At 74.5% G+C, this 25,795-nt stretch carries 23 protein-coding genes; 10 read left to right on the plus strand and 13 right to left on the minus strand.

The genetic code is table 11. The features are described from left to right. Positions 1-230 precede the first annotated feature (230 nt). Positions 231-656, minus strand: a complete 426-nt coding sequence (dtd, locus tag ACWGL3_RS02170) for a D-aminoacyl-tRNA deacylase (RefSeq protein ID WP_344176580.1) — start codon at positions 654-656, stop codon at positions 231-233. 70 nt (positions 657-726) lie between these two features. Next, complete coding sequence (locus tag ACWGL3_RS02175) at positions 727-2,586, minus strand: DUF2207 domain-containing protein (RefSeq protein ID WP_267947802.1); 1,860 nt, start codon at positions 2,584-2,586, stop codon at positions 727-729. Between the two features lie 87 nt (positions 2,587-2,673). On the opposite strand from ACWGL3_RS02175, the gene ACWGL3_RS02180 reads away from it, so the two are divergent. From ACWGL3_RS02180 to ACWGL3_RS02190, 3 genes are all read left to right on the plus strand, one after another. After that, positions 2,674-3,615: a neutral zinc metallopeptidase gene (locus ACWGL3_RS02180; protein ID WP_431061476.1), complete on the plus strand. Its 942-nt coding sequence runs from the start codon at positions 2,674-2,676 to the stop codon at positions 3,613-3,615. 75 nt (positions 3,616-3,690) lie between these two features. Then, positions 3,691-4,704, plus strand: a complete 1,014-nt coding sequence (locus ACWGL3_RS02185) for a neutral zinc metallopeptidase (protein ID WP_452460690.1) — start codon at positions 3,691-3,693, stop codon at positions 4,702-4,704. A gap of 215 nt (positions 4,705-4,919) precedes the next feature. Beyond that, positions 4,920-7,379 carry a hypothetical protein gene (locus ACWGL3_RS02190; protein ID WP_452460691.1) on the plus strand — a complete coding sequence of 820 codons (2,460 nt, stop codon included), beginning with the start codon at positions 4,920-4,922 and terminating at the stop codon, positions 7,377-7,379. Between the two features lie 18 nt (positions 7,380-7,397). Here ACWGL3_RS02190 and ACWGL3_RS02195 read toward each other — a convergent pair whose 3' ends face one another. From ACWGL3_RS02195 to ACWGL3_RS02205, 3 genes are all read right to left on the minus strand, one after another. Next, a complete protein-coding gene (locus ACWGL3_RS02195; RefSeq protein WP_267947799.1) occupies positions 7,398-7,697 on the minus strand; it encodes a DUF2516 family protein in 300 nt (99 codons plus the stop codon). A gap of 175 nt (positions 7,698-7,872) precedes the next feature. Continuing rightward, a complete protein-coding gene (locus ACWGL3_RS02200) occupies positions 7,873-8,817 on the minus strand; it encodes a M56 family metallopeptidase (protein WP_267947798.1) in 945 nt (314 codons plus the stop codon). A 5-nt stretch (positions 8,818-8,822) separates the two neighbouring features. After that, positions 8,823-9,185, minus strand: a complete 363-nt coding sequence (locus ACWGL3_RS02205; RefSeq protein WP_267947797.1) for a BlaI/MecI/CopY family transcriptional regulator — start codon at positions 9,183-9,185, stop codon at positions 8,823-8,825. Positions 9,186-9,556: 371 nt separating this feature from the next. On the opposite strand from ACWGL3_RS02205, the gene ACWGL3_RS02210 reads away from it, so the two are divergent. Continuing rightward, positions 9,557-10,087, plus strand: coding sequence for an O-acetyl-ADP-ribose deacetylase (locus tag ACWGL3_RS02210; protein ID WP_267947796.1), 531 nt, complete (start codon positions 9,557-9,559; stop codon positions 10,085-10,087). 290 nt (positions 10,088-10,377) lie between these two features. On the opposite strand, the gene ACWGL3_RS02215 is transcribed toward ACWGL3_RS02210, so the two are convergent. Continuing rightward, positions 10,378-11,679 carry a cryptochrome/photolyase family protein gene (locus tag ACWGL3_RS02215; protein ID WP_344176591.1) on the minus strand — a complete coding sequence of 434 codons (1,302 nt, stop codon included), beginning with the start codon at positions 11,677-11,679 and terminating at the stop codon, positions 10,378-10,380. Positions 11,680-11,801: 122 nt separating this feature from the next. Between ACWGL3_RS02215 and ACWGL3_RS02220 the strand changes: the two genes are divergently transcribed. The 4 genes from ACWGL3_RS02220 (at position 11,802) to ACWGL3_RS02235 (ending at position 16,027) form a co-directional block, all read left to right on the plus strand. Further along, on the plus strand, positions 11,802-12,794 hold the full coding sequence (locus ACWGL3_RS02220) for a YbgA family protein (RefSeq protein ID WP_267947794.1): 993 nt from the start codon (positions 11,802-11,804) through the stop codon (positions 12,792-12,794). Between the two features lie 491 nt (positions 12,795-13,285). After that, positions 13,286-14,584, plus strand: a complete 1,299-nt coding sequence (mshA, locus tag ACWGL3_RS02225; RefSeq protein ID WP_267947793.1) for a D-inositol-3-phosphate glycosyltransferase — start codon at positions 13,286-13,288, stop codon at positions 14,582-14,584. Positions 14,585-14,606: 22 nt separating this feature from the next. Further along, positions 14,607-15,119: a YbjN domain-containing protein gene (locus tag ACWGL3_RS02230; RefSeq protein ID WP_267947792.1), complete on the plus strand. Its 513-nt coding sequence runs from the start codon at positions 14,607-14,609 to the stop codon at positions 15,117-15,119. A 161-nt stretch (positions 15,120-15,280) separates the two neighbouring features. After that, positions 15,281-16,027, plus strand: a complete 747-nt coding sequence (locus ACWGL3_RS02235) for a phosphoglyceromutase (RefSeq protein WP_267947791.1) — start codon at positions 15,281-15,283, stop codon at positions 16,025-16,027. A gap of 67 nt (positions 16,028-16,094) precedes the next feature. Here the strand turns inward: ACWGL3_RS02235 and ACWGL3_RS02240 are convergent, their stop codons facing one another. Together ACWGL3_RS02240 and ACWGL3_RS02245 are read right to left on the minus strand one after the other, a co-directional pair. After that, positions 16,095-16,457: a DsrE family protein gene (locus tag ACWGL3_RS02240; RefSeq protein WP_267947790.1), complete on the minus strand. Its 363-nt coding sequence runs from the start codon at positions 16,455-16,457 to the stop codon at positions 16,095-16,097. A 14-nt stretch (positions 16,458-16,471) separates the two neighbouring features. Next, positions 16,472-17,245: a GIDE domain-containing protein gene (locus tag ACWGL3_RS02245; RefSeq protein WP_267947789.1), complete on the minus strand. Its 774-nt coding sequence runs from the start codon at positions 17,243-17,245 to the stop codon at positions 16,472-16,474. 211 nt (positions 17,246-17,456) lie between these two features. On the opposite strand from ACWGL3_RS02245, the gene ACWGL3_RS02250 reads away from it, so the two are divergent. After that, positions 17,457-17,999, plus strand: a complete 543-nt coding sequence (locus ACWGL3_RS02250; RefSeq protein WP_452460692.1) for an FABP family protein — start codon at positions 17,457-17,459, stop codon at positions 17,997-17,999. A gap of 317 nt (positions 18,000-18,316) precedes the next feature. Further along, positions 18,317-19,339, plus strand: a complete 1,023-nt coding sequence (ygfZ, locus tag ACWGL3_RS02255; RefSeq protein ID WP_267947787.1) for a CAF17-like 4Fe-4S cluster assembly/insertion protein YgfZ — start codon at positions 18,317-18,319, stop codon at positions 19,337-19,339. A gap of 64 nt (positions 19,340-19,403) precedes the next feature. Here ygfZ and ACWGL3_RS02260 read toward each other — a convergent pair whose 3' ends face one another. The 5 genes from ACWGL3_RS02260 to ACWGL3_RS02280 form a co-directional block, all read right to left on the minus strand. Next, positions 19,404-20,045, minus strand: a complete 642-nt coding sequence (locus ACWGL3_RS02260) for a DUF4352 domain-containing protein (protein WP_267947786.1) — start codon at positions 20,043-20,045, stop codon at positions 19,404-19,406. Positions 20,046-20,253: 208 nt separating this feature from the next. Then, positions 20,254-21,174 carry an NADP-dependent oxidoreductase gene (locus tag ACWGL3_RS02265; RefSeq protein ID WP_346660232.1) on the minus strand — a complete coding sequence of 307 codons (921 nt, stop codon included), beginning with the start codon at positions 21,172-21,174 and terminating at the stop codon, positions 20,254-20,256. 180 nt (positions 21,175-21,354) lie between these two features. Further along, positions 21,355-22,068: a type 1 glutamine amidotransferase gene (locus tag ACWGL3_RS02270; protein ID WP_267947784.1), complete on the minus strand. Its 714-nt coding sequence runs from the start codon at positions 22,066-22,068 to the stop codon at positions 21,355-21,357. A gap of 9 nt (positions 22,069-22,077) precedes the next feature. After that, entirely contained in the window at positions 22,078-23,334 is a 1,257-nt protein-coding gene (locus ACWGL3_RS02275; protein ID WP_267947783.1) for a Mur ligase family protein, read from the minus strand. Positions 23,335-23,424: 90 nt separating this feature from the next. Beyond that, positions 23,425-25,575 (minus strand): hypothetical protein, encoded by a 2,151-nt coding sequence (locus ACWGL3_RS02280; RefSeq protein WP_452460693.1) that lies wholly within the window; start codon positions 25,573-25,575, stop codon positions 23,425-23,427. Between the last annotated feature and the right edge of the window lie 220 nt (positions 25,576-25,795).

Consider the following 25,795-nt stretch of genomic DNA (forward strand, 5'->3'; position numbering starts at 1 on the left):
GGGCGGCACGCCGTTCCCGCCCCCTGCGGAGCCGGGGGCCGCTCGGGCGTACGCGCGGGCCCTCGGGAGCCGTGCGGCGATCGCCGCCGCGTCGGCGCCCCCGTCCGGCCCGACGGGGCGCACCGCGGGACGGACCGCCCTCCGGGGCCGCGTGGCGGCCCCAGGGTCGCTGCGAGTCGGATCCGCCCGGAAATGTACCCGCGGGCGGCCACGGGCGGGCACAGGGGCCCTCAGGCCTCCAGGACGACCGTGAACGGCCCCTCGTTGGTGAGGGCGACCGACATCTTCGCGCCGAACACCCCGGTGGCGACCGTGGCGCCCAGCCCGCGGAGCTCCTCGACGACCGCGTCCACCAGGGGTTCCGCCACGGGCCCGGGGGCCGCGGCCTGCCAGGTGGGGCGCCGCCCCTTGCGGGCGTCCCCGTAGAGCGTGAACTGGCTGACCACGAGGATCGGCGCGCCGGAGTCCGAGCAGGACAGCTCGTCCTCCAGGATCCTCAGCGTCCAGAGCTTCTTCGCGATCCTGGCGGCCTCGGAGGCCGTGTCGGTGTGCGTCACCCCCACGAGCGCCATCAGCCCGGGCCCGGTGATCTCCCCGACGACCCGGCCGTCGACCGTCACCGACGCGTGCGAGACACGCTGCACGACCGCGCGCATGGTTCCCCCTCGTTCTTCTCTTCCCCCGCGCCCGCCGTCCGGCGGGCCGCCGTTCGCCGCCCGGTCCGCGCTACCGCGACCGCTGGAACTGGTTGAGCGCCCGCAGGCGCCGGGTGTTGGTGATGATGCCGGTCAGCGACACCACGAACGTGGTGATGGAGTCGGCGAAGTCCTCGATCCTCCACTCGCGGGGGCCGGTGTACCAGGCGAGGCCGTCGCCGGTCAGCTCCTCCGGGGTGAGGTCGGCGAGCGCGGCCGAGGCCAGGATGTTCGCCCACCGGTCGACGTCGTCGAAGATCACCGCGTACGGCAGGTAGCGCGAGTAGAGCTCCACCCTCCGGCCGGGGAGGGCCCGTTCCGCCCGGGGGCTCAGCAGGAAGTCGCGGAAGCCCATCGTGTGCGCGTACACGCTGCTGCCCAGCTTGGTCTTGGCGGGCATGTACTGGGCTCCCGCCGTGACGGCGGCGCCCGCGATGACGACCGCGAGGCCGGAGAAGGCCGCGCCCGTGAAGACCGCGAGGACCCCGGTCAGGACCACGCCGGCCGCCGTCAGCGCCATCCCGACCGTGCTCCAGCGGGTGCGCACCTGGCTCGGCGACCGGGCGAACCACTTGAGCCGCACCATGTCCCGGTACAGCTCCTCGCGCACGCGGTCGATCCTGGCGGGGAAGTCGGCGGAGGCCCGCGGCGACCCCAGTTGCGACAGCCGCACCGTGCGCCGCTCGCCGAAGAGGGCGTCCAGCAGCAGCCACTCGGAGGCCAGCAGGGTCTCCCCCGGGGGGCCGTCGAGCCGCACCAGGCGCCAGTCGACGGACGTGAAGTGCTCGTGCGGCAGCTCCTCCAGCCGGATGTAGCCCCGCACCGCGAGGTCGAGCACCGCCCCGGTGAGGTCGGCGATGTCGACGCGTTCGTCGATGAGGGTGCCGATCTGGCCGGGGTGCACGTCGTCCGGGGGCGCGAACCTCAGCTGCCCCCGCTCGCCCTCCTCGACCGGCGCGTGGTCGCCCTCGGAGGCCTCCCGGCGCAGCGCGCGCTCGTCCCGTCCCCGCACCCGGATCAGCACGGCCAGGCCGCCGACCAGGACGACGAGGAGGAGGCCGAACACGCCGGCGGTCGCCGGGGTCACCGCGAAGGCGGACGCGAGCGACCACCTCCGGGTGAGGATGGGTTCGCCCTCGGCGGTGCCCGAGGGGTAGTTGACGACGATGTCCAGCCGGTCGTCGGGCTCCATGTCCGCCTGGAGGAAGTGGGCGACGCCCGCCTCCGGCCCCATGTCGGACGCGGTGCAGTACATGGCGCTGCGCGGTTCGCCCGCCAGGCACGAGAGCGCCTCGGGCGGCATGGGCGCGGTCACGGTGACGTCGGTGGACTCCACGGTGTGGCTGTAGGCGCCGACGGCCCTCCACTCCATCTGGACGCCCTGGGTGACCTCGCTCACGGTCCCGCCCACCCTGTAGGTGAGCACCACGCCGGCGGTGGCCGCGGTGGGGATCCGCGCGTACAGCGTCCCGTCCGTCTTCTCGACCTCGACGGCCAGGGGGCTGCCGTCCAGGTCGGTCGCCTCGACACCGGTGACCTCGAACTTCCTGTCGTGGTCCGTGTCGTAGAGCATCGTCTCGGTGAGGGCCCTGGTGAACTCCGCGGGGGCCCCGCCGCTGAAGGTGATGGTCTCCTCGCCGTGGAGGACCCCCGCGCGGTCGAGCTCCAGTCTGACGTCGTTGGTGATCAGCGGATCGGCCGCGCTCCCGAGGCCGACCGCGCCGGTCCGGTCCGGCGCGCCCCCCGGTACTGTGGTGGCCGGCGCGGCTGCCGTCGCGGCGTGGGCCTCCCCTTCCGGCCACACGACGCCAGGCGCCGTGACCAGCACGGAGCACACCGAGAGGACCGTCGTCGCCACGACGGCCGGGCGCCAGGAGCCGACCCACCACATGACGCGAGAGCCTATCCGGTCCCCCCGCGCGCTGTTGTCACAGGGCACCGCGGGCGGCTCCGTGCTCCCGGCCCCCGGGAGGCGGCCGTGGTGAGGCGCGGGCCGGCCCCGGTCCCGGAGTTCTGGTCGGAGCGGCCCGGGTTCTTCCAGCGGATGGGGCTCGGCGTGTCCCTCACGCTCGGAACGGGGCTGGCCGCGGTCGCCTTCACCGGTTTCCTGGCGTTCTCGGCGATGCTGTCCTCCTCCGACGCCGCGTGGTCCCACCCGGTGGCGTCGGCCGGCCCGGCCGACGGGGGCGGCGAGCACCAGCGGGCCGTGTCCACGGGAGGGGACATGCTCGGCGACAACCCGCTGTACCGGATCGGGGAGCTCGGCGAGGTCACCTGCGAGGCCCCCGAGCTGGACCCGGAGGACCCGGAGTCCGTGGAGGGGTTCGTCCACGAGATCGCCGACTGCCTCGACCGGGCGTGGAGCGCCTACTTCGCGTCGGCGGGGATGGAGTTCTCGTCCCCCAACCGCGTGTACTGGTACTCGGCGGGGCACAGCCCGTGCGGCGCGTTCCCGACGCAGGGCACCGCCGCGTTCTACTGCCAGGCCAACCAGGGCCTCTACCTGGGGGTCGAGGACATCGTGGAGGCCTCGGCCGGGAGCGACAGGCCCGAGGCGTACACGTTCCTGCTCAGCCACGAGTACGGGCACCACGTGCAGGGCCAGTCGCGCATCCTCGCCGAGTTCCACGAGGCCCGCGCCGGGGTGGACCGCGAGACCGCCGACGAGCTGACCAGGCGCAACGAGCTCCAGGCGAACTGCCTGGGCGGGGTGTTCCTGGGCGCCTCCGGCCCGGGGCTCGGCCACGGCGGGGCCGAGCGGGAGAATATCCTCGACGACGTCGGCCTCCGGTCCGACCGCGGCGGGGACCACACCCACGGCTCGGCGCGCAACGGCCGCCTGTGGACGGCGCACGGCATGGACCGCGTGGACCCGGGGGCGTGCAACACCTGGGACGCCCCCGAGGACCTGGTCGAGTGAGGCGCTCGCGGGGGCGCGGACAGGGGCCTGGCCGTCCGGCCCGGCCGACGGCGACGACAGGGCGGGCGGACAGGGGTGTACGCAGGGTTCGGTGAGTCTCCCCGTTCAACGCCGCCCGGTCAGGCGCGGCGCGCCGACCGGCGGGCGCTCGGTATGGTGACCGCCCTCGTGGTGGTGCTCCTGGCGCTGGCGATGCTGTCCTGGACGACCGTCAGCGAGGAGGCCTCCGGTTCCGGCGCGGCGCCCGAGGGGGGCGGTGACGGCTCGGCGCCCGACACCGACTTCGACGACAAGCCGGGGCAGAGCCCCTCGGGGGACGCCGCGGCCACCGGCCTGGCCGACCCGTTCGGGCAGCGGGAGAGCCCGTCGGGGCACGAGGCCCTGGTCGCGAACCCGCTGTACGGGACCGGCCGCCTGAGTCCGCGCCCGTGCCCGGCGCCCGGGCTGGACGTGGACGACACGGAGTCGATGAAGGACTTCCTGGACTCGGTGGCGGACTGCCTCGACGACGCCTGGGCGACCCAGTTCGCCCGCGCGGGCATCCCCTTCACCCCGCCGGAGCGGGTGTTCTGGGACGAGCCCGGGGTGAGCCCGTGCCGCCCCTACCCGTCGCAGGCGGGCGCGTTCTACTGCCGTGCGAGCACGAGCATCTACATCGGGACCGCCGACGTGGTGGAGAAGTGGAACGGCGCCACGCGGCCGGTGGTGTACGCGTCCCTGCTGGCCCACGAGTACGGCCACCACGTCCAGGGCGAGTCGGGGCTGCTGGAGTACTACCACGAGCAGCGCCAGCTGGAGGAGGACCCCCTGGAGCGGAACGCGTGGACGCGCCGCAGCGAGCTCCAGGCGAACTGCCTGTCCGGTGCGTTCCTGGCCTCCGTCCGCGTGAGCTTCCCGCTGGACGAGGACGACTTCGAGGCGGTCCTCGGCGACGCCAGGGCGACCGCCGACCGCGAGGACGGCGGCGAGGAGGAGCGCACGCACGGGTCGGCGGACAACAGCGTGCACTGGACCAGCCGGGGCTGGGAGGAGCAGACTCCGGCCGCCTGCAACACCTGGGACCTGGACGACGAGACGCTCGTGCACTGAGCGCCGGCTCCGGACGCGCGGGCGGTGCGCCGGACCGGGCCGCCCGGTGCGCCGGACCGGCCGCGGGCCCCGCGTCCCGGGCGGCACGGGCGCGCGGGACGGCGCGGAAGCACTGCGGGACAGGGGATCCGCGCGGTCGGCCCGGCCCGTCGGGGCCGTCCCCAGGTCTTCTCCGGTGCTGTCGCTCGGACACGCAGCGTGGCAGGATGCTTGACATGTCGGACCTCACCGCCCCCCTCAGCGCCCATGAGCCTGCCCCGACCGCCCCCGTCCCCCCCGTCGTCGTCTCCTCCCCGTCCGCCCCCGAGCCCGCCTCCGCCCCGACCGCACCGGGCCCTGCCGCGCACAACTGCGTGGAGCTGCGCGTGCACGGCGTCAGCGGCGGCCAGGCCGAGGAGCTGCTGGACGTCGAGCCCGCCATGCGGGTGGGCGGCGACCGCCTGGCCGGTTTCTTCCGGTGGCGGCGCAAGGCCGACACCGAGACCGTTCCCGGGGTGCGCCGGGAGATCTTCGCCTGGGGCAACCTCACCTCCGGCAGGTCCTCCCGGGCGCTGTGGCTGCTCCTGCTGCCGTTCATGCTGATCAACGTCGCGTACTGGATGCGGCCCGGGCGGATGGACCGCTCCCCCACGGGCGTGCGCCGGCTGGCCAACAACGCGTACGGGGCGGGCGTGCGCCTGCTGGCGCTGACGCTGACGATGCTCATCACCCTGGCCGCCGGGGGGATCGGCATGGACCTCGTCGCCTGGCAGTGCGCCGCCGGGCAGGGCGAGGAGTGCGTCCGGGTGCTCCCGTGGCTGGCGTTCCTGGCCTCGCCCGCGTCGCTGCTGTCCGCGCCGGGGACGGCCCTGCTGGTCGGCGCCGTGCTGCCGGTGGCCGTGGTGCTGGTGCTGTGGCGGCTGTCGCGGCGCACCGCCGCCGACTACGAGGTGGTCTCCCCGGCGGTGCCGCCCCGGGAGAGCGCGGCGGCGCCGCTGAGCCACGCCGACTTCTGGCGCAACAGCGAGACCATGGCCAGGCTGCGCTCGGCCCACATCTCGGTGGCGCTGGGGACCGTCGCCGCGCTCCTGCTCGTCCCCGCCCTCCGGCACGACCTGATCTCCCCGTCGGGCGGACCCGGCGGCGACTCCGTCCTGTGGGGGGCCGGGACCGTGCTGGCGGTCCTGCTCTCGGCGGTGGTCGGGGGGAGCGCCCTGAGCGTCCTGGTCCCCGGCGTGGACCCGCGCTGGAACGCCCGGGCCGACCGGGTCTGCCGCCTCCTGCGCGACGCCACCCTGGTCCTGGGCATCGCGGTGGCCGTGTACACGGCGTGGCCGCGCCCGGAGTGGGCGGCCGCCGGACGGCTGCCCGGCAACGGGGCGATCCTCAACACGCTGTTCGCCGTGCAGGCGTCCCTGGTCCTGCTGATGCTGGCCGCCGCGCTGGTGCTGTTCGCCGCCGACCGGGCCCACGACGGGGCGGCGATGCGCGGCCTGGCCGGGCCGGCCACGGCCGCCCTGGGCGCCCTCCTGGGCGGCGGCTTCTCCGCGGCCCTGGTCTACCAGGGCTCTCTGTGGCTGAGCGGCTGCGGCTCCCTGTCCGCGCCCGGCGCCCCCTGCCTGCCCCTGTCCGCGCCCTCGGCCTACTCGTGGCTCCAGCTGACCTTCGCGCTGGAGGCGGCCATCGCGGTGGGGCTGGTGGCGATGCTCGCGCTGGAACTGCGCCGGAGCACGCGGGCGCACCTCCCGAAGGTCGCCGAGGACTACGCGCGCAGCGTGCGCGACCGCCGTACCTGGGAGATCGCGCGGGCGCGGGCGGCGGGGCGGATGACCGAGGTGCTGCCCTCCGTGATGGTGGCCCTCCTCCTCCCCGCGGGGGCTCTGGGGGTCCTGGCGCTCTACTCGACCCTGACCGGCAACCTGGGGGCCGGACCGGTCCCCGCGGCGACGGCCGTGGCGGGCGGGGCCCAGGGGGTCGCCCAGGGCACGGTGTCGGGTCTGATCGGCGTCGGTTCGCTGCTCGGCGGGGCGTCCCTGGTGGCGCTGGCGCTGATCGGGCGCAGCGCGTACCGCGACCGGCCGACGCGGCAGGCGGTCGGCGCGCTGTGGGACGTCGGCACGTTCTGGCCGCGTGCGGCCCACCCGCTGGCGCCGCCGTCCTACGCGGAGCGTGCCGTGCCCCAGCTGTCCGCGAGGGTGGCGAGGATGACCCGGGAGGACACCGACGTGGTGCTGTCCGGGCACTCACAGGGTTCGGTGCTGGCGGCGGCGACGGTGTGGCAGCTGCCGTCCGACTGCCTGGGCCGGATCGCGCTGATCACGCACGGCTCACCGCTGGACCGCCTGTACGCCAGGTACTTCCCAGCCTACTTCGGGCCGGGGCCGTTCGCCGACCTGCGGGAGCGGGTGTCGGTGTGGCACAACCTGTGGCGCGTCACGGACGCGATCGCCGGACCGGTGCGGTTGCGGGACGCGTCCGGAGGGGAGGGGGACCTGCTCACCGTGGAACAGGCGGAGCCGATCCCGGACCCGCGGGGCTACGACGCCCCGCCGGGCGAGGCCAGGAGGCCCGAGATCCTGGGCCACTCGGACTACACGGGCGACCCGGCCTACGCCGGGGCGCTCTGGCGGGTGATGGGCGCCATGAACTGCGCGGACGCCTCCCGGACGGACGCGGCCCCGGAGGGGCGCCCGTGACCGCCGGGCGGAGGCGGCCTACCAGGGACCGTAGGGGCCGTTGTTGCGGTTGCCGCCCACGCCCTTGACCGCCGGGCGCACGTCGAGGAGGAAGACCAGGGTGGCCACCAGGCCGAGGATCACGAACATCCCGCGGCCGGAGAACACCGCCAGCAGGGAGAGGCCCGAGGCGAGGCCGGTGAGGACGATCCACAGCTTCTTGGTCTGCTTGTCCATCAGCTCGAACGCCGCGGCGGGCGTGCGGATCGCCTCGATCAGCGCGTACAGACTGGCCACGAAGGTGACCAGGTAGATGGCCTGCCAGATCAGTCCGAACAAGACGCACACTCCCGAAGACGTTCCGAGCGGGGGGACCGCCCGCTCTCCACCGTAAACGGATCGCGGGCGCCGATCGTGCCCGCGGAGGTTCGGATCACACGTGTCGCGCCTCCCGCGCGGCCGGGTGGACCGGTGGCGCCCGCGGAGGCGGATCCGCGACCTGCGGGGCCGGAGGTCACACCGGGATGTGCCAGAGGCAGGTGACCGCCGCCAGGAGGAACGCCGAGCCGCCCATGATGACCGCGCCCGCGTGGTACGGGAGTTCTTCGGCGGGGCTCAGGAGCCGGTTGACCCGCTGCATGACGCCGGGTTCGGCCTCGCTGACCGCGGCCATGGCCCCGGCGGGGACCGGCGCGGGGCCGGCGGCGCCGAAGCGCAGCAGTGCCATGGCGAGCTCGCGGGAGGAGCTGCGGCGGCTGGCCTGGTCGTCGGCGCACATCTCGATGAGCAGGGCGACGGTCTCGTAGTAGGTGCGGACCAGGCGGACCCGCGGGAACGCGCGCTTGAGCGACGAGAACGGCAGGAGCACCAGGTCGTGGCGCTGGCGCAGGTGGGCGTGCTCGTGGGCCAGGACCGCGGCCAGCTCGCGGTTGTCGAGGACCGCGAGCGCTCCGGCGCTGATGACGACCTGGGAGCGCAGGACGCCCGGCAGGCAGTAGGCGGCTGCGGCCGGGTGGTCGACCACCCGGGCCCCGGGCACGTCGGGGTGCTCGCTCGCGACGAGTTCGAGGAGGTCGTGGTGGCGCCGGCGGACGCGGACGACCTGCACGAAGGAGGAGACGAGGCCGTAGAACAGCACGAGGGTCAGTACGAGGGCGAGGACGACGGCCACGACGTGGCTGACGCCCTCGACGCCCTGGGAGAGCTCCGTGAGGATCAGCCGACCCGTGACGAGGTCGGTGGCGAGGGCCAGGGAACCGCCGGCCGCGCCGAGCTGGTAGGAGGACAGCCCGAAGGCCAGGAGGGCGCCGATGGTGGACACGCCCCAGGCCAGGCCCAGGGTCTGCCAGGTGATCACCGCCGTGTAGGGACCACGCGAGGGCCACTTGGCCCGGTGGAGCGCCTCCATGGCGATGAGGCAGCCGACCGCGACGAGGGAGAGTAGGGCGGCACTGACCATACGGACTAGTTCCTTGGCTGCTCGATTTCCGAGAGTGCGCGCCGGAGCGCGGCAGCCTCCTTGCCGTCCATGGACTGGACGAAGGCGGCCAGGGCGGCGTCGCGGTCACCGGTCTGTCCGAGCGCGTCGAACATCAACTCGGAGACGTAGGCCTCACGGCTGGCTGCCGGACGGTATCGCCACGCACGACCCTCGCGTGCCCGGGTGACGACCTTCTTCTTGGCGAGCCTGTCGAGCACGGTCATGACGGTCGTGTGCGCCAGGTCGCGCTCCGCGAGCGCTTTGCCGACCTCACGAACCGTCATCGGTTCATTCCGTGCCCACAGTACATCCATCACCGCGCGTTCGAGTTCGCCGAGCCGATTCATGACCACGAGTCTACTTGGGGTCGTACTACAGGCCGTCGTACCCCCACGTTAAATCCTCGTCTCCTGCGGGACAAGGGATTGCGCCCTCCGATTCCGGGCCCCGGGCCCGGCGCCGGAGGGGTGCGGGACCGGTCCGGGGCGCCGCCGCCCCGCCCGGAGTGAGGCGGATCGCGTTCACGGGGACCCTGGTCAGGGGCCCGGGGGCGGTGGCGGGTGCCGGCGGGGCGGGTGGGACGGTCCGCCGCGGGGCGCGCGTCCGCGCCGGGCGCCGGTCGCACGGGGCTGTCCGGCGGGGGTCGGGGCGCGCGGGGCGTCCGGGGTGCGAGGGGCGACCGGTGCGATACTGCCCCTCCGCACCGGAAGGAAGCACCATGGGTTCCCCAGAGCGCCACCGCGTCGACCTCGTCCGCGGCGACATCACCGAGCAGGGCGTCGACGCGGTCGTCAACGCCGCCAACAGCTCCCTCCTGGGCGGCGGAGGGGTGGACGGCGCCATCCACCGCAGGGGAGGGGAGGCGATCCTGGCGGAGTGCCGCGCGCTGCGCGCCGGGCACTACGGGGGCGGTCTGCCCGTCGGGCAGGCGGTGGCGACCACCGCGGGCAGGCTGCCCGCGCGGTGGGTGATCCACACCGTGGGACCGGTGTACAGCTCCACCGAGGACCGGAGCGCGCTGCTGGCCTCCTGCTACGGCGAGTCCCTGCGGGTCGCCCACGAGCTGGGGGCGGAGTCGGTCGCGTTCCCCGCGATCTCCACCGGCGTCTACCGCTGGCCGGTGGACGATGCGGCGCGCGTGGCGGCGCACGCGATCCGCACCGCGCGGCCGCGTGTACCGGAGATCCGGATGGTGCTGTTCGACGACGCGGCGCTGGCGGCCTTCCGGGCGGCCTTCGAGGCGTCCTGACCGTCGCGGCCCGCTTGCCGGAGGGCGCGGGACGGCCCGTCCGGGAGGCCGCCCCGCACCTCCACACGCCTACGGCCGGGGCGGCCGTCCGGTCGCGGCCCCCTCGGCGGTCCGCCCGGGGGAGGCGACGCCCGTGGGGAGCCCCGCGCGGGCGACCCCCGGCAGCGGGTTCCGGAGGCCCGCCGCCGGCTCCCCCGCGCACGCGGTGCGCTCGTCCGGTCGGCCGCGGGCCCGGACGGGCCGCTGTCCCGGCGCCCGGGCCCGGTCCGGGGCCCGGAGCCGCCCCCGGGTCAGTGGCCGGGGTCGGCGATCGGCGGCGGATAGCCCTCCGGGGGCGCCTCCTCCCTCCAGGGGGTGTGGGCCCGGGCCCCCGGAAGATCGGCGAGTTCGGGCAGGTAGCGGCGGACGTACACACCGTCGGGGTCGAAGCGCCTCGCCTGGCGGAGCGGGTTGAACGACCGGTTCGGCCGGGTGTCGTTGCCCGTTCCGGCCACCCACTGCCAGTTCCCGTAGTTGTTCGCCACGTCCCCGTCGAGGAGGTTCTCGAAGAAGTGGTCGGCACCCTCCCTCCAGTGCACGCGCAGAGTCCGGGTGAGGAAGGCGGCCGTGATCATGCGGGCCCTGTTGTGGACGAACCCCTCACGGAGCAGCTGGCGCATGCCCGCGTCGACGATCGGCACCCCGGTGCGGCCCTCCTTCCACGCCGCGAGGGCGTCGGGGTCGCGCCGCCACTCCTTGCCCCGCGGCCGGTAGTCGCGGACGTTCACGGCCGGGAAGGCCGCGGTGACCTGGTGGTGGAAGTCGCGCCATGCGAGCTGGCGGACGAACTCCGACCCCCCGGGGCGCCCGTCCGCGGCCAGCGCGGTCTCCAGCGGTGACAGGCAGCCGAGGCGCAGGTCCGCGGACAGGCGGGAGGTGGCGTCGCCGGCGAGGTCGTCGTGGCGGTCGGGGTAGTCGGCCAGGCCGTGCAGCGTCCAGTCGGCCAGCCGCTTCCGGGCCGCGCGCTCACCGCCCTCGGGCAGCTCCCCCGCCAGGGCGCCCCTGCCCCGGCCGTCGTCCCCGGGCAGGCGGCCGGTCCGCACGCCCTTCGGCAGGGCCACCCGGTCCGGGGCGGGGAGCGGATCGCGCCACGTGTGCGCCTCCCAGGCCCGCCAGTAGGGGGTGAACACCTTGTAGTGGTCCCCGCCAGCCGGGGCGACCTCCCCGGGCGGGACCACGGTCAGGCCGGGGAAGCACTCCACGGCCAGGCCCGCCGCGCGCAGGCGGCCGACCCGGCGCGCGGCGAGGGCGGTGACCCCGGCAGTCGTGTGGACGGTGTCCGCGCCGACGGCCCGGGCCAGGGCCGAGACCTCCTCGGCGGTGTCCCCCCGGAGGACCGCCAGGTCGCCGCCGCGCTCGCGGAGGCCGGCGCGCAGGGAGGCGAGCGCGTCGGCCAGGTGCGCGACCCGGTTGCGGGCGGAGCGGTCCGCGACGGCGGGGTCGAGCACGAACACCGGGACGACGGTCCGGGTGCGTTCGATCGCGGCCGTGAGCGCGGGGTGGTCGCGGACGCGGAGGTCCTGGGTGAACAGGACGAGTGTCGGGGCGGACAAGCGGCGCTCCTTGCCTGGATCGTGCAGAACACTACGCAACGTGTTCATCCGGATACCCTAGAGCCACGGAACGCCCCGGGAGAATACCGGTGGCGGTTCCCCGGACCGGGTAGGGATGACGTATGACGACACGCCTTCCACCTGCACAGACCACCGCGGAGACCCCTCCGCGTCCGCTGGTCGGGGTGTCCAGCTGCCTGTTGGGGGCGCCGGTCCGCTACAACGGGGGGCACTCGCGCTCACGCTTCCTCACCGACGAGCTCGACCGGCACGTCGGCTGGCTCCCCGTCTGCCCGGAGGCCGAGATCGGCCTGGGCGTCCCGCGCCCGACGCTGCGCCTCCAGCGGCGGGACGGGGAGGACAGGGTGGTCTCCAGCAAGAGCGGGGCCGACGTCTCGGAGGAACTCGCGCGGACCGCCGACCGGCACCTCGCCCAGCTGCGCCGCCTGGACGGGTACGTCCTCAAGAACAAGTCGCCCAGCTGCGGGCTGTACGCGCTGCCGGTGTTCGACGAGGACGGCGGCCGCGTGGACGGCAAGGGACGGGGCGCCTTCGCCCGCAGGCTGACCGAGCTGCTGCCGTCCCTCCCCGTGGAGGAGCAGGGGCGTTTGTCCGACCCGGTCCTGCGCGAGCTGTTCGCCCAGCGCGTGTTCGCGCACGCGAGGCTGCGGACGCTCTGGGAGTCGCCGTGGCGGACCCGCGACCTGGTGGAGCTGCACGCACGGCACAAGTTGCAGCTGATGTCCCACTCCCCCGAGGGGTACCGGGAGACGGGGCGGATCGTCGCCCGCGCCGGCACCGCCGAACGGGAGGAGACCGTCGCCGCGTACACCGAGGCCTTCCACCGGACGATGGCGGTCGTGCCGAGCCGGGGCAGGCACGTCAACGCCCTCCAGCACGCCTTCGGGATGCTGAGCCCCCTCCTGGACGACTCCCGCAGGCACGACCTGCTCGAGGCGATCCAGGACTACCGGAGGGAGCAGGTGCCGCTGAGCGTCCCGGTGGCGCTGCTGCGCCACCACTGCGCGGGGGAGGACGTCGCGTGGGTCAGGGATCAGACGTACCTGCGCCCCTACCCCGACGACCTCCGGCTCCGGCACGCCATCGCGGTCTGAGCGGCCGGTCCGGCATGCGGCCCGAAGCCCTGCGCGGGCCCGGGTCCGGTGCGCAGACGGCTCCCGGGGCTGCCCCGTCCGTGCGGATGACCCCGCGCCGCCCCCTCCGAGGCGGTGCCGGGGCCCGTTCCTCCGACCGGCCGCCGGGCCCGGAGGGGCGGGCGGCGCAGGGTTCGCTCCGGTGGCCGGCCTCGACGACCGCCCCCCTCCCGGGGAGGGCCGTGTCCGCGGCCGGACCGACCGCCCCTCCCGCCTCCTCGCCGCACGCGGTATGACGGTGGCCACAGTCCGTCCCGGCCGGGGGAACGGCTCCGGCGCGTGCGAGCGCGGCTTTCCCACCACGGCGGACCTCCCGGCCGCGGGCCGGTCCGCTACACCTCGGATGCCGAACGGTCAATAGCAGGCCCCTCGGACAATCCGGGCGGGAACAGTGTGTACCTTCGTCGCTGTTGACGACAGCGGCTGTATACGCGATCTGAAGGGACCCACCGGTGTCTGGAATCGTTCCCGTGGGAGAACAGGCGGCGGTCCCTTCCCGAGTCGCGACCGTCAGTCTGCACACCTCGCCGCTCGACCAGCCGGGCACCGGTGACGCCGGAGGGATGAACGTCTACGTGGTCGAGGTGGCCCGCCGGATGGCCGAACGCGGCGTGGCCGTCGACGTCTTCACCCGCGCGACCGAACGCGACATGCCCCCGGTCGTGGAGCTCGCCCCGGGCGTGAACGTGCGGCACATACCCGCCGGGCCCTACGGCCGCCTGGACAAGAACACCCTCGCCGAGCACCTGTGCCCGTTCATCTTCGGCCTGCTGCGCGCCGAGGCCCAGGGCGACCCCGGCCACTACGACCTCGTGCACGGCCACTACTGGCTCTCCGGCCGCGCCGGTGTGGTGGCCGCCCGCCGCTGGGGCGTGCCGATGGTCCAGTCGATGCACACCATGGCCCGGGTGAAGAACGCCGCCCTGGCGGAGGGCGACGTGCCCGAACCCGAGATGCGCGTGCGCGGCGAGGACCAGCTGGTCCACCAGGCCGACCGGCTGATCGCCAACACCGAGGACGAGGCCCGCCAGCTCCGCGAGCACTACGGCGCGCGCGACGGCCAGATCAGCGTGATCCCGCCCGGGGTGGACCTGGAGGTGTTCAGCCCCGGTTCGCGCCGGGACGCGCTGACCCGCATCGGCCTCCCGCAGGACACCGAGCTGCTGCTCTTCGTGGGCCGCGTGCAGCGGCTGAAGGCCCCGGACGTGCTGATCCGCGCGGCGGCGGACCTCCTGCGGCGCGACCCCTCCCTGCGGTCGCGGCTGGTGGTGGGCGTGGTCGGCGGCCTGTCCGGCGGCGGGATGCGCGAGCCCCGGATGCTCACCGACCTGGCCCGGTCCCTGGGCGTGGCGGACGTGGTGCGGATCGAGCCGCCGCAGTCCCGGGAGCGGCTGGCCGACCACTACCGTGCGGCCGCGGTGACCGTGGTGCCGTCCTACTCCGAGTCTTTCGGCCTGGTGGCGGTGGAGTCCCAGGCGTGCGGCACCCCGGTCCTCGCGGCGCGCGTGGGAGGGCTGACCACGGCCGTGGCGGACGGGGTGTCCGGGGTCCTGGTGGACGGGCACGACCCGGCGGACTACGCGGCCCAGCTGCACAGGATGATCAGCGAACCGGCCTGGCGTGCCAAGCTGGCGTTGGCGGCGCCCGAGCACGCCGCCACCCTGGGCTGGTCGCGGACGGTGGACGAGCTGCTGGACGTGTACAGCGCGAGCATCAGCCCGCCCGCGCTGCCGCTGGCCGCGAACAGGTGACCGAGTGAGGGAGGCGTACCAGGTGGGTACCGATGGGGCGCGCGAGGCCGCGGTCGCGGCGATCACCGCCGCGGTGACCGAGTCGGGGCTGGAGGCGGAGTGCCCGCGCGAGGGGTCGTTCCTCGTCACGCTCCCGGGCAGGGCCAAGCTCAAGACCCTCGTGTGGCTGGAGACCGGTCCGCACAGCCTCACCCTCACCTCGTTCTTCTGCCGGCAGCCGGACGAGAACCACGCCGACTTCTACCTGTGGCTGATGCGCAAGAACTCCGACATGTACGGGATGGCGTTCGCCGCGGACGAGGCCGGCGACGTCTACCTCCGCGGCCGCCTCCCGCTGGAGGGCGTCACCCCCGACGAGGTCGACCGCCTGCTCGGTTGCGTGCTCACCTACTCGGACGAGAACTTCAACGGGGCCCTGGAGCGCGGGTTCGCGTCGGCGATCCGCAGGGAGTGGAAGTGGCGCGCCGAACGGGGCCACGACATGCGCAACCTGCGGGCGTTCGCGCACCTGGCCGAACCCGCGGACGACCTGTAGGGCGGCCCGGCCCCGCGCCGCCGGGTCCCGGGTCCCGTACGGGGCGCCTCCGGCCGCGCCGTCCGGGCCGGGCACGGCCCTATCCGCAGGCAGCGCCGCCGCGGCCCCCAGGTGGCGGGCGGGCGACCGGGCCCGGTCGCCGGGTGGCTAGGCTTGCCCCCATGGGAACTCTGGTACTTCTGCGACACGGTGAGAGCGTCTGGAACGCGAAGGGCCTGTTCACCGGCTGGGTGGACGTCGACCTTTCCGCGACGGGCGAGGACGAGGCCCGCCGGGGCGGGGAGCTGCTCAAGGACGCCGGTGTGAGGCCGGACGTCCTGCACACCTCCCTCCTCAAGCGCGCCATCCGCACGGCGAACCTCGCCCTGGACACCGCCGACCTGCACTGGCTGCCCGTCGAGCGCAGCTGGCGCCTCAACGAGCGCCACTACGGCGCCCTCCAGGGCAAGGACAAGGCGCAGACGCGCGAGGAGTACGGCGACGAGCAGTTCATGATCTGGCGCCGCTCCTACGACACCCCTCCGCCGCCCATCGCGGACGACGACCCCTACTCGCAGGCCGGTGACGCCCGCTACGCCCAGCTCCCGCCGGAGCTGCTGCCGCGCACGGAATGCCTCAAGGACGTCCTGGACCGCGCCCTGCCGTACTGGTACGACTCCATCGTCCCGGACCTCTCCGCGGGGAAGACCGTACTGGTCGCGGCGCACGGCAACTCGCTGCGCGCACTGGTCAAGCACCTGGACGGCGTCAGCGACGCCGACATCGCCGGGCTGAACATCCCGACGGGCATCCCGCTGGTCTACGACCTGGACGACTCCTTCGAGCCGACCAACCCGGGCGGCACCTACCTCGACCCCGAGGCCGCCAAGGCCGCCATCGAGGCCGTCGCCAACCAGGGCAAGAAGTAGCTGCCACTCCGCCTTCCCGTGCCCGTGCCGCCGTCGGCGGCACGGGCACGGCCGCGTCCGGACCCGGTCAGTACACGAGGGCCTGCGCGCCGTCCTGGACCGCCTCCTCCACGAAGGAGGGGGCCCCGGCGATGCGCACGCCGTCCAGGAGGTCGCCCGGGGCGAGCTCCCGCCGGGCCGCGCACTGCGTGCACACGGTGACCCGGCCCGCGGCGAGCACCGCGTCGAGGAGGTCCTTCAGGGGAGCGGCGTGCGGGAGGGAGAACTCCTCCGCCCGGCCGGGGACGGCGAACCACGCGGACTCACCGGTCAGCCAGAGGGAGACGCCGACCCCGCTGGCCAGGGCCGCGGCGGCGACCGTGAACGCCTGGTTGCACCGCTCCGGGTCGTCCTCACCGGCGGTGACCTTGATCACCAAGGAACGAGACATGGTCGTCAGCCTACTCACAGGGCCGTGAGGGTCAGTATCGCCCCCGCCACAGCGCAGAAGCCGAAGGCGGCGGTGAGGACCATCGCCTCCGTCCTGCGGGGCGACACACGCACCGGCTGCTCGTCCACACCGTGCTCGATGGTGATCGAGCCGTCCTCGGGCGCGGTCAGGAGCACGCGTCCGTCCCGTACCCGGAGCTGCCCGGTGACGCGCACGCGGGCCCCGGGCCGGATCACCCACTCCCGGTACTCGAACTCGATGGTCTCCCCCCGGAAGACACCCGAGATCCGCCCCCGCACGCGGGGCAGCAGGTCGTCGGCGGGCGATGCCACGCCGGGCTGGGGGCGGCCGACCAGGCGCTTCAGGCAGAGTTCGGCGCCCTTGGGGCCGGTGTCGCCCGGGACGACGAAGACGCGGTCGGCGTCGCCCCCGCGCCCCTCGGCGACCAGACCGAACAGGTCGTCGGAGCCGTAGTCGGCGATGGAGTCGCAGGCCCGTTCGCGGACCGCGCCCTCGGTCCGGTCGCGGTTGAGCGGCCAGTAGTGGCGGAGCACCTCGTGGCCGTGCCACACGCACTCCACGCCCGCGAGACCGGAGGTGATGGGGCCGTCCGGCCCCGGCGCGGCCACTCCGGTCAGCGTGACCCGCCGGCCCTCCTGGGCGGTGAGGGCGCCCGGCCGGAGCTGGGCGAGTCCGCGCTGCCGGAGCCAGCGCCGGAGGGCGAGAACGGTCAGCGGGAGGAGGACCACCGCGGCCACGAGCAGCGCCGAACCGATCACCAGTAACACAGGCCGCCCCTTATGGAAGTGCGTCGGAGGTCTTCGTCGGCGGTTGGCGTAACACCCCGTGGCCACACCGCGTTGCTGACAATCTTTACCAGTTCTCCGGGAAAGCGGGGCCAATTGGGCATGTCCGGACCACGGCACGGGAGTGGCCGGAGCCGCCGCTCGCACGGCGGTGGTCACCGCCACTCGTCCGCCGCCGCTACGCTCTGGTGTCATGGACGCTGAGGCACATCCCGATCTGGCGAAACTGTCCTTCCTGATCGGTCACTGGGAGGGCGTCGGCGTCGCCGGTTACGCCGACGTGGAAGAGTTCCAGTTCGGACAGGAGATCGAGTTCACACACACGGCCGGTCTTCCGTACCTCGCCTTCACCAGCAGGGCCTGGCGGATGGGCGCGGACGGCAAGCCGGGCGAGCTCGTCGCCGAGGAGTCGGGGTACTGGCGCGCGCGCCCGGACTCCGATGCGGGCAAGCGCGAGGACGGCGAGCAGGTCGTGCACCTGGAGGCGCTGATCTCGCACCCCGAGGGCTTCATCGAGGTCTACCTGGGCAACGTGTTCGCGAACCGGGTGGAGATGCACACCGACGCGGTGGTGCACACCGAGACCGGTATCGACGCGACGGCCTCGCACAGGCTCTACGGCCTGTTCGGCGACGACCGGGACACGCTGGGGTACGCCTGGGACCTGGCGGCGCGCGGCCACAGCCTGCGCTCGTACATGTCGGCGCAGCTCAAGCGGACCGGCGCCGGCACGTAGGGGCGGGGTCCGGGCAAGGACAGACCCCGGGCTGGTTCCCGCCGCGGGGGCGGGGCCGGTCGGACGAGTCCGGCAGCCCGGGGTCCGGGTGTCCGTCTGGGATTCGCTGCGGGCGACGCCGCGCGAACGCGAGCGTCGCCCTAGCGGACGGCCACCTCGCCAGTCCTGAGATCAATCACTCTCAGACCACCTCCTTTCTTGCGTGACACCGACGATACGTCCCGCGGCGGGCCCGGGGCAAATGTTTTTCCTGTGCGCGAAACCGCAGGTCAGAGCGGTGTTTTCGGACTCTTTACGGGGCGGCTAGTCTCGGCTGTATGACTTCGCCGCTGATGAGCACACCGGGCGCCGTGGGCGCCGAGTCCCCCGACTCCGGGGTCGCCGCGCACTACGGCGACCCGGCCCACGAGGGGCGCGCCATGGAACGTTCGAGCGCGTGGGTCGACCGGAGCAACCGGGGCGTGGTCCGGGTCGGCGGCCCCGACCGCCTGGGGTGGCTGAACGACCTCACGAGCCAGTCGACCAAGGGCCTGGCCCCGGGAACCGCCACCGAGGCCCTGATCCTGGACACCCGGGGCCACCTCCGCCACCACCTGTCCCTCGTGGACGACGGCGAGGCCGTCTGGATCCACACGGAGCCCGGCGGCGGGGCCCCGCTGGCCGCGTTCCTGGACTCCATGAGGTTCATGCTGCGCGTCGAGGTGGAGGACCTCGGCGACTCCCGCGCGGTCCTGACCGTGCTCGGCCCGGACCGTGCGAAGGCCGTCGAGGCCGCCTCGCTCGGCGACGTGCCCGTGCGCGCGGCGGAGGACGGCACCGACCTGTTCCTTCCGGTCGAGCGCCTCTCCGCCGCCGCCGAGGCCCTGACGGCCGCCGGGGCGCGTCCCGCGGGGATGTGGGCGTACGAGGCGCAACGGATCGCCGGGCACCGGGTGCGCCCCGGGCTGGACACCGACGACCGCACCATCCCGCACGAGGTGGACTGGGTGGGCAGGGCCGTCCACCTGGAGAAGGGCTGCTACCCGGGCCAGGAGACGGTCGCCCGGGTGCACAACCTGGGCCGGCCCCCGCGCCGGCTGGTGATGCTGCACCTGGACGGCACCGCGGAGCGCCTGCCCGAGGTGGGCAGCCCGATCGAGCTGGAGGGCCGCCCCGTCGGCCGGGTGGGCACCTCGGCCCGGCACCACGAACTGGGACCGATCGCCCTCGGCGTGCTCAAGCGCTCCGCGCCCGTGGACGCCGACCTGGTGGTGGAGGGCATCGCCGCCGGGCAGGAGGTCGTGGTGGACCCGGACACCGGGGCCAACGCCCAGATCACCCTCCGCAGGCGCCCCCGCTAGCCGTCGCCCCCGGCGCTGTCCGGCCGCGCCGACGACGCTCGCGTGCGGTGCGGCCGGTCGACCGTCAGTTCGGGCTGAGCCTGACCTCCCCGTTGATCAGGACCGAGGAGAGCTCGGTCCCGGCGGGGACCAGGAACAGGATGTGGGTGGTGACCGTCTCCCCCGGGGCGAGGTCGTCCCAGAAGTAGTCGTGGGCGACCGTGTACTCGGCCCCGGGGTCGTTCGTGTACTCGCTCCCGTCGGTGGCCAGCCCGAGCGACCCGACCGGGTCGAAGGCCGCCGGCGCGGACCCCGCGTTGGTCACGTCGAGGCGGAGGATGAAGTACTCCCAGCCCTCGGGCGCGGTGTCGTGCATGCCCATGCCGTCCGTGATGGTCGCGTCGGTGTAGGCCGTCTCCACCGTGACCGCGAACTCCCCGACCGCGACGGAGACGCCGTCGTACGATCCGGGCGGGACGGACCCGGTCCCGCCGCCGGTCTCCGGCTCGGCGGTCTCCGGCTCCTCGGGGCCGGCCGTCCCGGATCCGGGCGGCTCCGCGGCCCCGGGGTCGCCCTCCTCGGGCTCGCGGCCGGACGACGGGCCGGGTTCCTCCTCGCCGACGGTGACCCGGACGTCGGGTGACGGGACGCTGTTCAGGGAGACGACGGTCCCCACGCATCCTGCCGCCGCCAGGAAGACCGCCACCGGGACGGCAAGCGCCCGCACGACGGAACCCCGTCCGGACGGTGACGGCCGTCGATCACTGGTACCCATATACATGTGACGCAAGTCACTTGCCCGACATTCCGGAGTTGTGACCTCTTTGCCCGGGGAGCCCGGCCGCCCCGTCCCGGGCCGGCGGTACCAGGGGGCGAGGGCCTGCGCGGACCGCGTCCGCGCAGGCCCTCGGCGGACTCCGGGGCTCCTGTGCCGGTCAGACCGTCAGGACGATCTTCCCCCGGGTCCGGCCGGTCTGGCTCAGGCGCCAGGCGTCGGCCGCCTCCGTCAGGGGGAACGCGCGCTCGACGTACACGGAGACCTTGCCGTCGTCGATGAGACGGGACAGCCCGACGAGGTCGGCGGAGTCGGGGCGCACCCACACGTAGTGGCCGCCCCTCTCCAGGACGTCGGCGTCCGCGACGGAGGCGACCCGGCCCGGGCTCCCGACCAGCGGAAGGGACTGCTCGGCCGCCCCGCCGCCGGCGAAGTCCAGCACGGCGTCGACGCCCCCGGGCGCCAGGGCCCGGACCCGGTCGGCCAGGCCGTCGCCGTAGACGACGGGCTCGGCCCCCAGGGAGCGCAGGTAGTCGTGGTTGCGCTCGCTGGCGGTGCCGATGACGCGGGCGCCCCGCGCCACCGCGATCTGGACGCCGAACGACCCGACGCCGCCGGCGGCGGCGTGGACGAGCACCGTGTCACCGGCTCCCACGCCGACGCGCCTCGACGCCTGGTAGGCGGTCAGGCCGGCGAGCGGGACCCCCGCGGACTCCTCCCAGCCCAGCGACACCGGCTTGGGGGCGAGCATGCGCACGCTCGCCGAGACCAGCTCGGCGTAGGTGCCGTTCTTCGCCCAGTCCTTGCGGAGGTACCCGTAGACCTCGTCCCCGATCCCGTACTCGGTCGAGTCGAACCCGACCGCCTCGACGACGCCCGCGACGTCCCACCCCGGGATCAGCGGGAAACCCGCCTCCATGACGGGGTCGAGCCCTCCGGCCGCGAGCTTCCAGTCGACCGGGTTCACCCCCGCCGCCTTCACGCGGATCAGGACCTCCCCCGGCGCCACCTTGGGCTCGGGAAGCTCCACGAGGGCCAGGTCGTCAGCGGAACCGTACTGGTGCAGTGCCATTGCCTTCATGCCCAGGGCAGCGTTGTGGGGGGCCTGTTCATTCCACGGGCCCCGCGGCCGCGCGGGCGCCGGGCCCCGCCCGCGCCCCGGCCGCACGGGCGGCACACCGGCGCGGACGCGGGCGGGGCCCGGAGGACAGGGAGTGGTTCCGTGTCCGCCGGGCCCCGCGGCCGTGCTCCGTGCGCGGCGCTACTGGCGCAGCGCCGCGGCCATGCGCTCGTCGTGCAGCCGCTCGCCCCAGGACGGCGCGAGCGGGGCCAGCTGGCCCACGCGCCAGCGCAGCAGCAGGTCGGCCAGCTGCGGGTTGCGGGGCAGGGCGGGTCCGTGCAGGTACGTGCCCAGCACCTGGCCCTGGTAGGCGCCCTCGGTGCGGTCGTCGTTGCCGATGCCCCGGACCGTGGTCGACAGCGGGCGGGCCGAGGGGCCGATGGCCGTGCGGCCCTGGTGGTTCTCGAAGCCGGTGATCCGTCCGACGCCCAGGGAGGGCTCGACGTCGGCGACGATCTCGCCGACCGCGCGCGCCTGGCCGCGGCCGCTGCGGATGTCGAGGATGCCCACGCCCGGCAGCGGGTTGGCCTCGTCGTCGCCGTAGGTCTCGCCGATGATCTGGTAGCCGGCGCACACCGCGAAGACGCACGCGCCGCGGGCGGCGGCGCGGGCCAGCCCGCCGTCGGCGCGCAGGCGCTCGGCCGCGAGGATCTGCGGCCGGTCCTCGCCGCCGCCGAGCAGGTAGATGTCCCCCTGCTCGGGCACCGAGTCGCTGGAGTGGACGTGCACGATCTCGGTCGGGATGCCCCGCAGTTCGGCCCGGCGCTTGAGGATGAGGACGTTGCCCTGGTCGCCGTAGGTGCTCAGGAGGTCGGGGTAGATCCACACGATCCGCAACGCACTGGTGTTCGTCATGACTCTCCCCTACTGGACGCGGCCGTACGCCGTGCGGATCTGCTGGAAGGCGGTGTAGTTGGCGATGAGGTCGACCTTGGTGATGTCGGGCTGCTCGGCCTTGAGGCGGCCCAGCACCTCGTCCACGCGGTCGGCGATCTCGAACCGGACCCCGTCGGTCTCCAGGCGCAGGGCCAGGTCGGTGCGGCGCTCGCCCATGACGAACACGCGGCGGTCGCGCAGGACCGTGTAGTCGACGTCCCACAGCCAGGACGTGTCCTTGCCGTCGGGGATCTGGGCGTTGACCGCGAGGATCACCGGCGTCCGGGGCGGGTCCAGCACGGCGAACGACTCCAGCCACCCGGCGGGGTTCTTGGAGAGCAGCAGCCGGACCTCGACGCCCATGGTCACCACGGACGTGTAGCGGCCCGCGACGGAGGTGACCTCGCGCAGGCGCTCCACGGTGCGCTCCGGGTGGATGCCGTACCCGGCGGCGGTCGCGGCGGCGATCGCCGCGTTGGCCCGGTTGGCGTCCCCGGGCAGGTTCATGCGCAGCTTGATCCTCTGGCCCTCGGGCGTGACCAGGGTGTCGGTCTCGTTCTCGACCGCCCAGCTCGTCCGGGGCCGCGCCAGACCGCACTCGGGGCACTCCCAGTGCGGGTCGGCCTCGCGCCGGAGGTGGCCGCCGCACTCGGGGCAGCACCAGGAGTCCTCCTTCCAGCGCTGGCCGGCGGAGACCCAGGTGGCGTTGGGAGCGCCCAGGCCCGCCCAGGCGACGAGGGGGTCGTCGGCGTTGGCGATGACGTGCGCGTTGCTCTTGCCCAGGGCGGTGCGCCACTTCTTGGCGAGCAGGTTGATCTCCGAGGCGCGGTCCATCTGGTCGCGGCTCAGGTTCATGAGGACCACGAACGCCGGCTGGGTGGCGAGCAGCACCTGCGGGAGGTACTTCTCGTCGACCTCCAGCACGCCGTTGACGGCCGAGCGGTTGTCGGACAGCGCCGTGATGTGCCCGGTGGGCATGTTGGCGCCGTACTCGTTGGTGGCCACGTCGCCGAACTCGCGCAGGGCCTGCGCGATGAGCCTGGTGGTGGTGGTCTTGCCGTTCGTGGCGCTGACCAGGGCGAGCCTGCGGCCCCGGGCGAGCTTGGCGAGCAGGTCGGGTTCGACCTTGAGCGCCACCCTGCCACCGATGACGGAGCCGTCTCCCCGCCCGGTGGCGCGGGACAGGCTGGCTGCGCTCCTTCCCAGAACCGATGCCAGTTGGGCGCGCAAGGGAAGCTCGCTCATCTACTCTCCAGAATTGCTGGATCACCCGCGCCGTTCGCTCCTGGGAGGCGGCGGGCGATGTGTCGGGCCAAGCTTATTGTCCACCTGGGATCAGACCCGCCAGTCCAGCCTCTCCGGCGGCGGTCCCAGGTTGGGCGGTACCTGCCCCCGGGACTCGCCCGCTCCCGCGGGAGCCGGCGATCCGTCGCGGACCGCGGTGCCGTCGGGTGTGTCGGAGGCGGCGCCGGAAACGTCGGCGCGGGGGTGACCGCCCTCGGCGTGCCGTCCCCTCCCGCCCCGGCGGCCCTCGGCCGCCCCGGTGCCGCGTACGGCCGGCGGCGTGGTGCTGGAGTTCTGGGAGTCGTCCACGGTGGCCAGTGTGGCTGTGGACAGGGTGAGGATACCCGGGTTGGTGTCCGCGAGGACAGGGCCGTCGGCGGTCAGGACCACCGCGGCGGTGGGGGGCAGTCCGCGGAGCGCCCCGGCGTCGAGCAGGCTGACGCGGACGAAGGCGTCCTCTTCCTCCCCGTCGGCGCCAGGTGCGTCGATTCCCGCCGCCTGGGCGGTGGCGCGACCCCATGACGTGGCGGATCTCACATGACGAACCAGGTCCAAGGGGGCGATAGCGGCGGCGGCGTTGCGGATGACCGCTCCGGACTCGGTGTGGGGGGAGGCGAAGAACCGGTCGTCGGCCTCGATCTCGTCCTCGGCCCCCTCCTCCGCGCCGGGGGGCGGGCCGCCCGCCGCCTCGCCGACCGCCTCGGTCAGGCGGTGCAGCCTCATCCGCGCGGGATCGTGCGGGCCCGGGGCCGTGGCCACCGCCCGCTCGACGGTCTCCGCGGACTCCCCGTGCTGGCGCATCACCACCGGCAGGCAGGCGGGGTCCGCGAACCTGGCGAGGGCCGCGGTCGAGGGCGTGCGGAACATCAGGACGACCTCCACCCCGCTGTCGGCCCCGGCGGAGAGGACCTGCTCGACCTCCTCCGGGGGGAGTGTCTCGGCGCCGCAGACCACGACGGTCCGCGTCCGGTCCTGCCGGCGGCCCCGGCCCCCGCCGCCGGGGGGCGGGGCCGCCCCCTCCAGGAGCTCGCTGAGCGCGGAGACGGCGTAGGTCCCGTACACGCGGGCCGCGGCACGGCCGGAGGCCCGGTCGGTGGAGATGATCTTGACCTGCGCGTACTCGCCGTCGTCCGCCCGGGTGCCGACGGCCTCGAAGGGGCTGAGGCGGCGTTCGAGCTCCCAGGCCCGTTCACGGACGTCGGGACGGTCCGCGCAGCGCTCGCGCACCCGGACGCGCTGGTCGGGGGTGAGCAGGGCGAGTGCCGGGTCGTCCTCGGCCGCGTCCTCCAGAGGGGTGATGAGGGCGCGCAGGCCGCCGATGAGCTCGGCGATGCCGACGCGCGGGCCCAGGACCTCCAGCAGGCGCAGGATCAGGGTCTCGTCGGCGTCCGCGTCGTCGGCCTCGCCGGACGCGGCGGCGACGGCGGACAGGATGCGCGCCCGCTGGCCCGCGTCCAGGTTGGTGCCCAGCGTCATCCGGGGCAGGTCGGCGGGCAGCACCCAGCGGCGCGGGTCGACGGCGCAGCGGCGGGCGAGCCGGACGAGCTCCCGGGCCACGGAGCGCCCGGTGAGGTCGACGACGGTGAGGTCGCCCCCCTCCCGGAGCCGGGAGACGCCGACGGTGGCGAGCAGCGCCGACCACCCCGCCTCCGTGCCGCCGACCACGACGACGGCTCGGGCGTCGGCGGGGACGGTCACCCCGTACCAGCGGGGCTGGGCCTCGTAGGCCCGGGAGGCCGCCTGCCACTCGGTGTACCGGCGGGCGTGGTCGCGCTGCTGCTGGTGCAGCACCCGCTCGCGCTCGTCGCGCTCGGCCGCCAGCCGCTCACGGGCCCTCTCCAGCCGCTCCGCGACGACCTGCCGGCTCTGGACCAGGGCGAAGACGACGGGAGCCGCGACGGCGGCGCACGCGAACACGCCGCCGAGGGCGAAGCTGCCGGGGAGGATGCGCAGGCTCCACAGCAGCGGGCACAGCAGGGCGAACAGGCCGAGCCCGCCCAGGGCGTAGTAGAGGGGGCGGTTGGTCTGGGCCTCGCTGTCGCGCTGGGCGGCGATCCACTCCTCGCTGACGCTCTCGGAGTCGGCGGGCACGGGCCTGCGGGGTGCCGGTCCCGGAGGCGGGAGGAGCACCGCGTGGCGCCAGCCGACGTAGGTCCGCCCGGCCTCTCCTCTGGCCGTGCCGCCGGTTCGGGGGTCGGGCACCGTCCTCACACCTCCTGACCGGCCGCTGGGGAGGGAGCGGCCGGGGTCGTTCACGCGGGACCCCGGCGGTGGCCGGAGCGTGGGCCCGATGCTGCCAGCTGCCCGGCGTGCTTGTCACGGTCCCACCGCGGTCGACACGCTGTCGGACGCCGGTACCGGCCGGGCGGCCGACCGGGCCCCGCGCTCCCTCCAGTGAAGCAGGACCCTGAACGGCCTGCCA

This window comes from Nocardiopsis sp. NPDC055824, from assembly GCF_053616335.1.

Bases quoted from the DNA above. Each gene is read 5' to 3' on its own strand.
- ACWGL3_RS02275 (WP_267947783.1), bottom strand. From the start codon at position 23,334: ATGAGCGAGCTTCCCTTGCGCGCCCAACTGGCATCGGTTCTGGGAAGG.
- ACWGL3_RS02210 (WP_267947796.1), top strand. From the start codon at position 9,557: ATGGGTTCCCCAGAGCGCCACCGCGTCGACCTCGTCCGCGGCGACATC.
- ACWGL3_RS02205 (WP_267947797.1), bottom strand. From the start codon at position 9,185: ATGAATCGGCTCGGCGAACTCGAACGCGCGGTGATGGATGTACTGTGG.
- ACWGL3_RS02175 (WP_267947802.1), bottom strand. From the start codon at position 2,586: ATGTGGTGGGTCGGCTCCTGGCGCCCGGCCGTCGTGGCGACGACGGTC.
- ygfZ (WP_267947787.1), top strand. From the start codon at position 18,317: ATGACTTCGCCGCTGATGAGCACACCGGGCGCCGTGGGCGCCGAGTCC.
- ACWGL3_RS02190 (WP_452460691.1), top strand. From the start codon at position 4,920: ATGTCGGACCTCACCGCCCCCCTCAGCGCCCATGAGCCTGCCCCGACC.
- ACWGL3_RS02220 (WP_267947794.1), top strand. From the start codon at position 11,802: ATGACGACACGCCTTCCACCTGCACAGACCACCGCGGAGACCCCTCCG.
- ACWGL3_RS02235 (WP_267947791.1), top strand. From the start codon at position 15,281: ATGGGAACTCTGGTACTTCTGCGACACGGTGAGAGCGTCTGGAACGCG.
- ACWGL3_RS02265 (WP_346660232.1), bottom strand. From the start codon at position 21,174: ATGAAGGCAATGGCACTGCACCAGTACGGTTCCGCTGACGACCTGGCC.
- ACWGL3_RS02250 (WP_452460692.1), top strand. From the start codon at position 17,457: ATGGACGCTGAGGCACATCCCGATCTGGCGAAACTGTCCTTCCTGATC.
- ACWGL3_RS02270 (WP_267947784.1), bottom strand. From the start codon at position 22,068: ATGACGAACACCAGTGCGTTGCGGATCGTGTGGATCTACCCCGACCTC.
- ACWGL3_RS02200 (WP_267947798.1), bottom strand. From the start codon at position 8,817: ATGGTCAGTGCCGCCCTACTCTCCCTCGTCGCGGTCGGCTGCCTCATC.
- ACWGL3_RS02240 (WP_267947790.1), bottom strand. From the start codon at position 16,457: ATGTCTCGTTCCTTGGTGATCAAGGTCACCGCCGGTGAGGACGACCCG.
- dtd (WP_344176580.1), bottom strand. From the start codon at position 656: ATGCGCGCGGTCGTGCAGCGTGTCTCGCACGCGTCGGTGACGGTCGAC.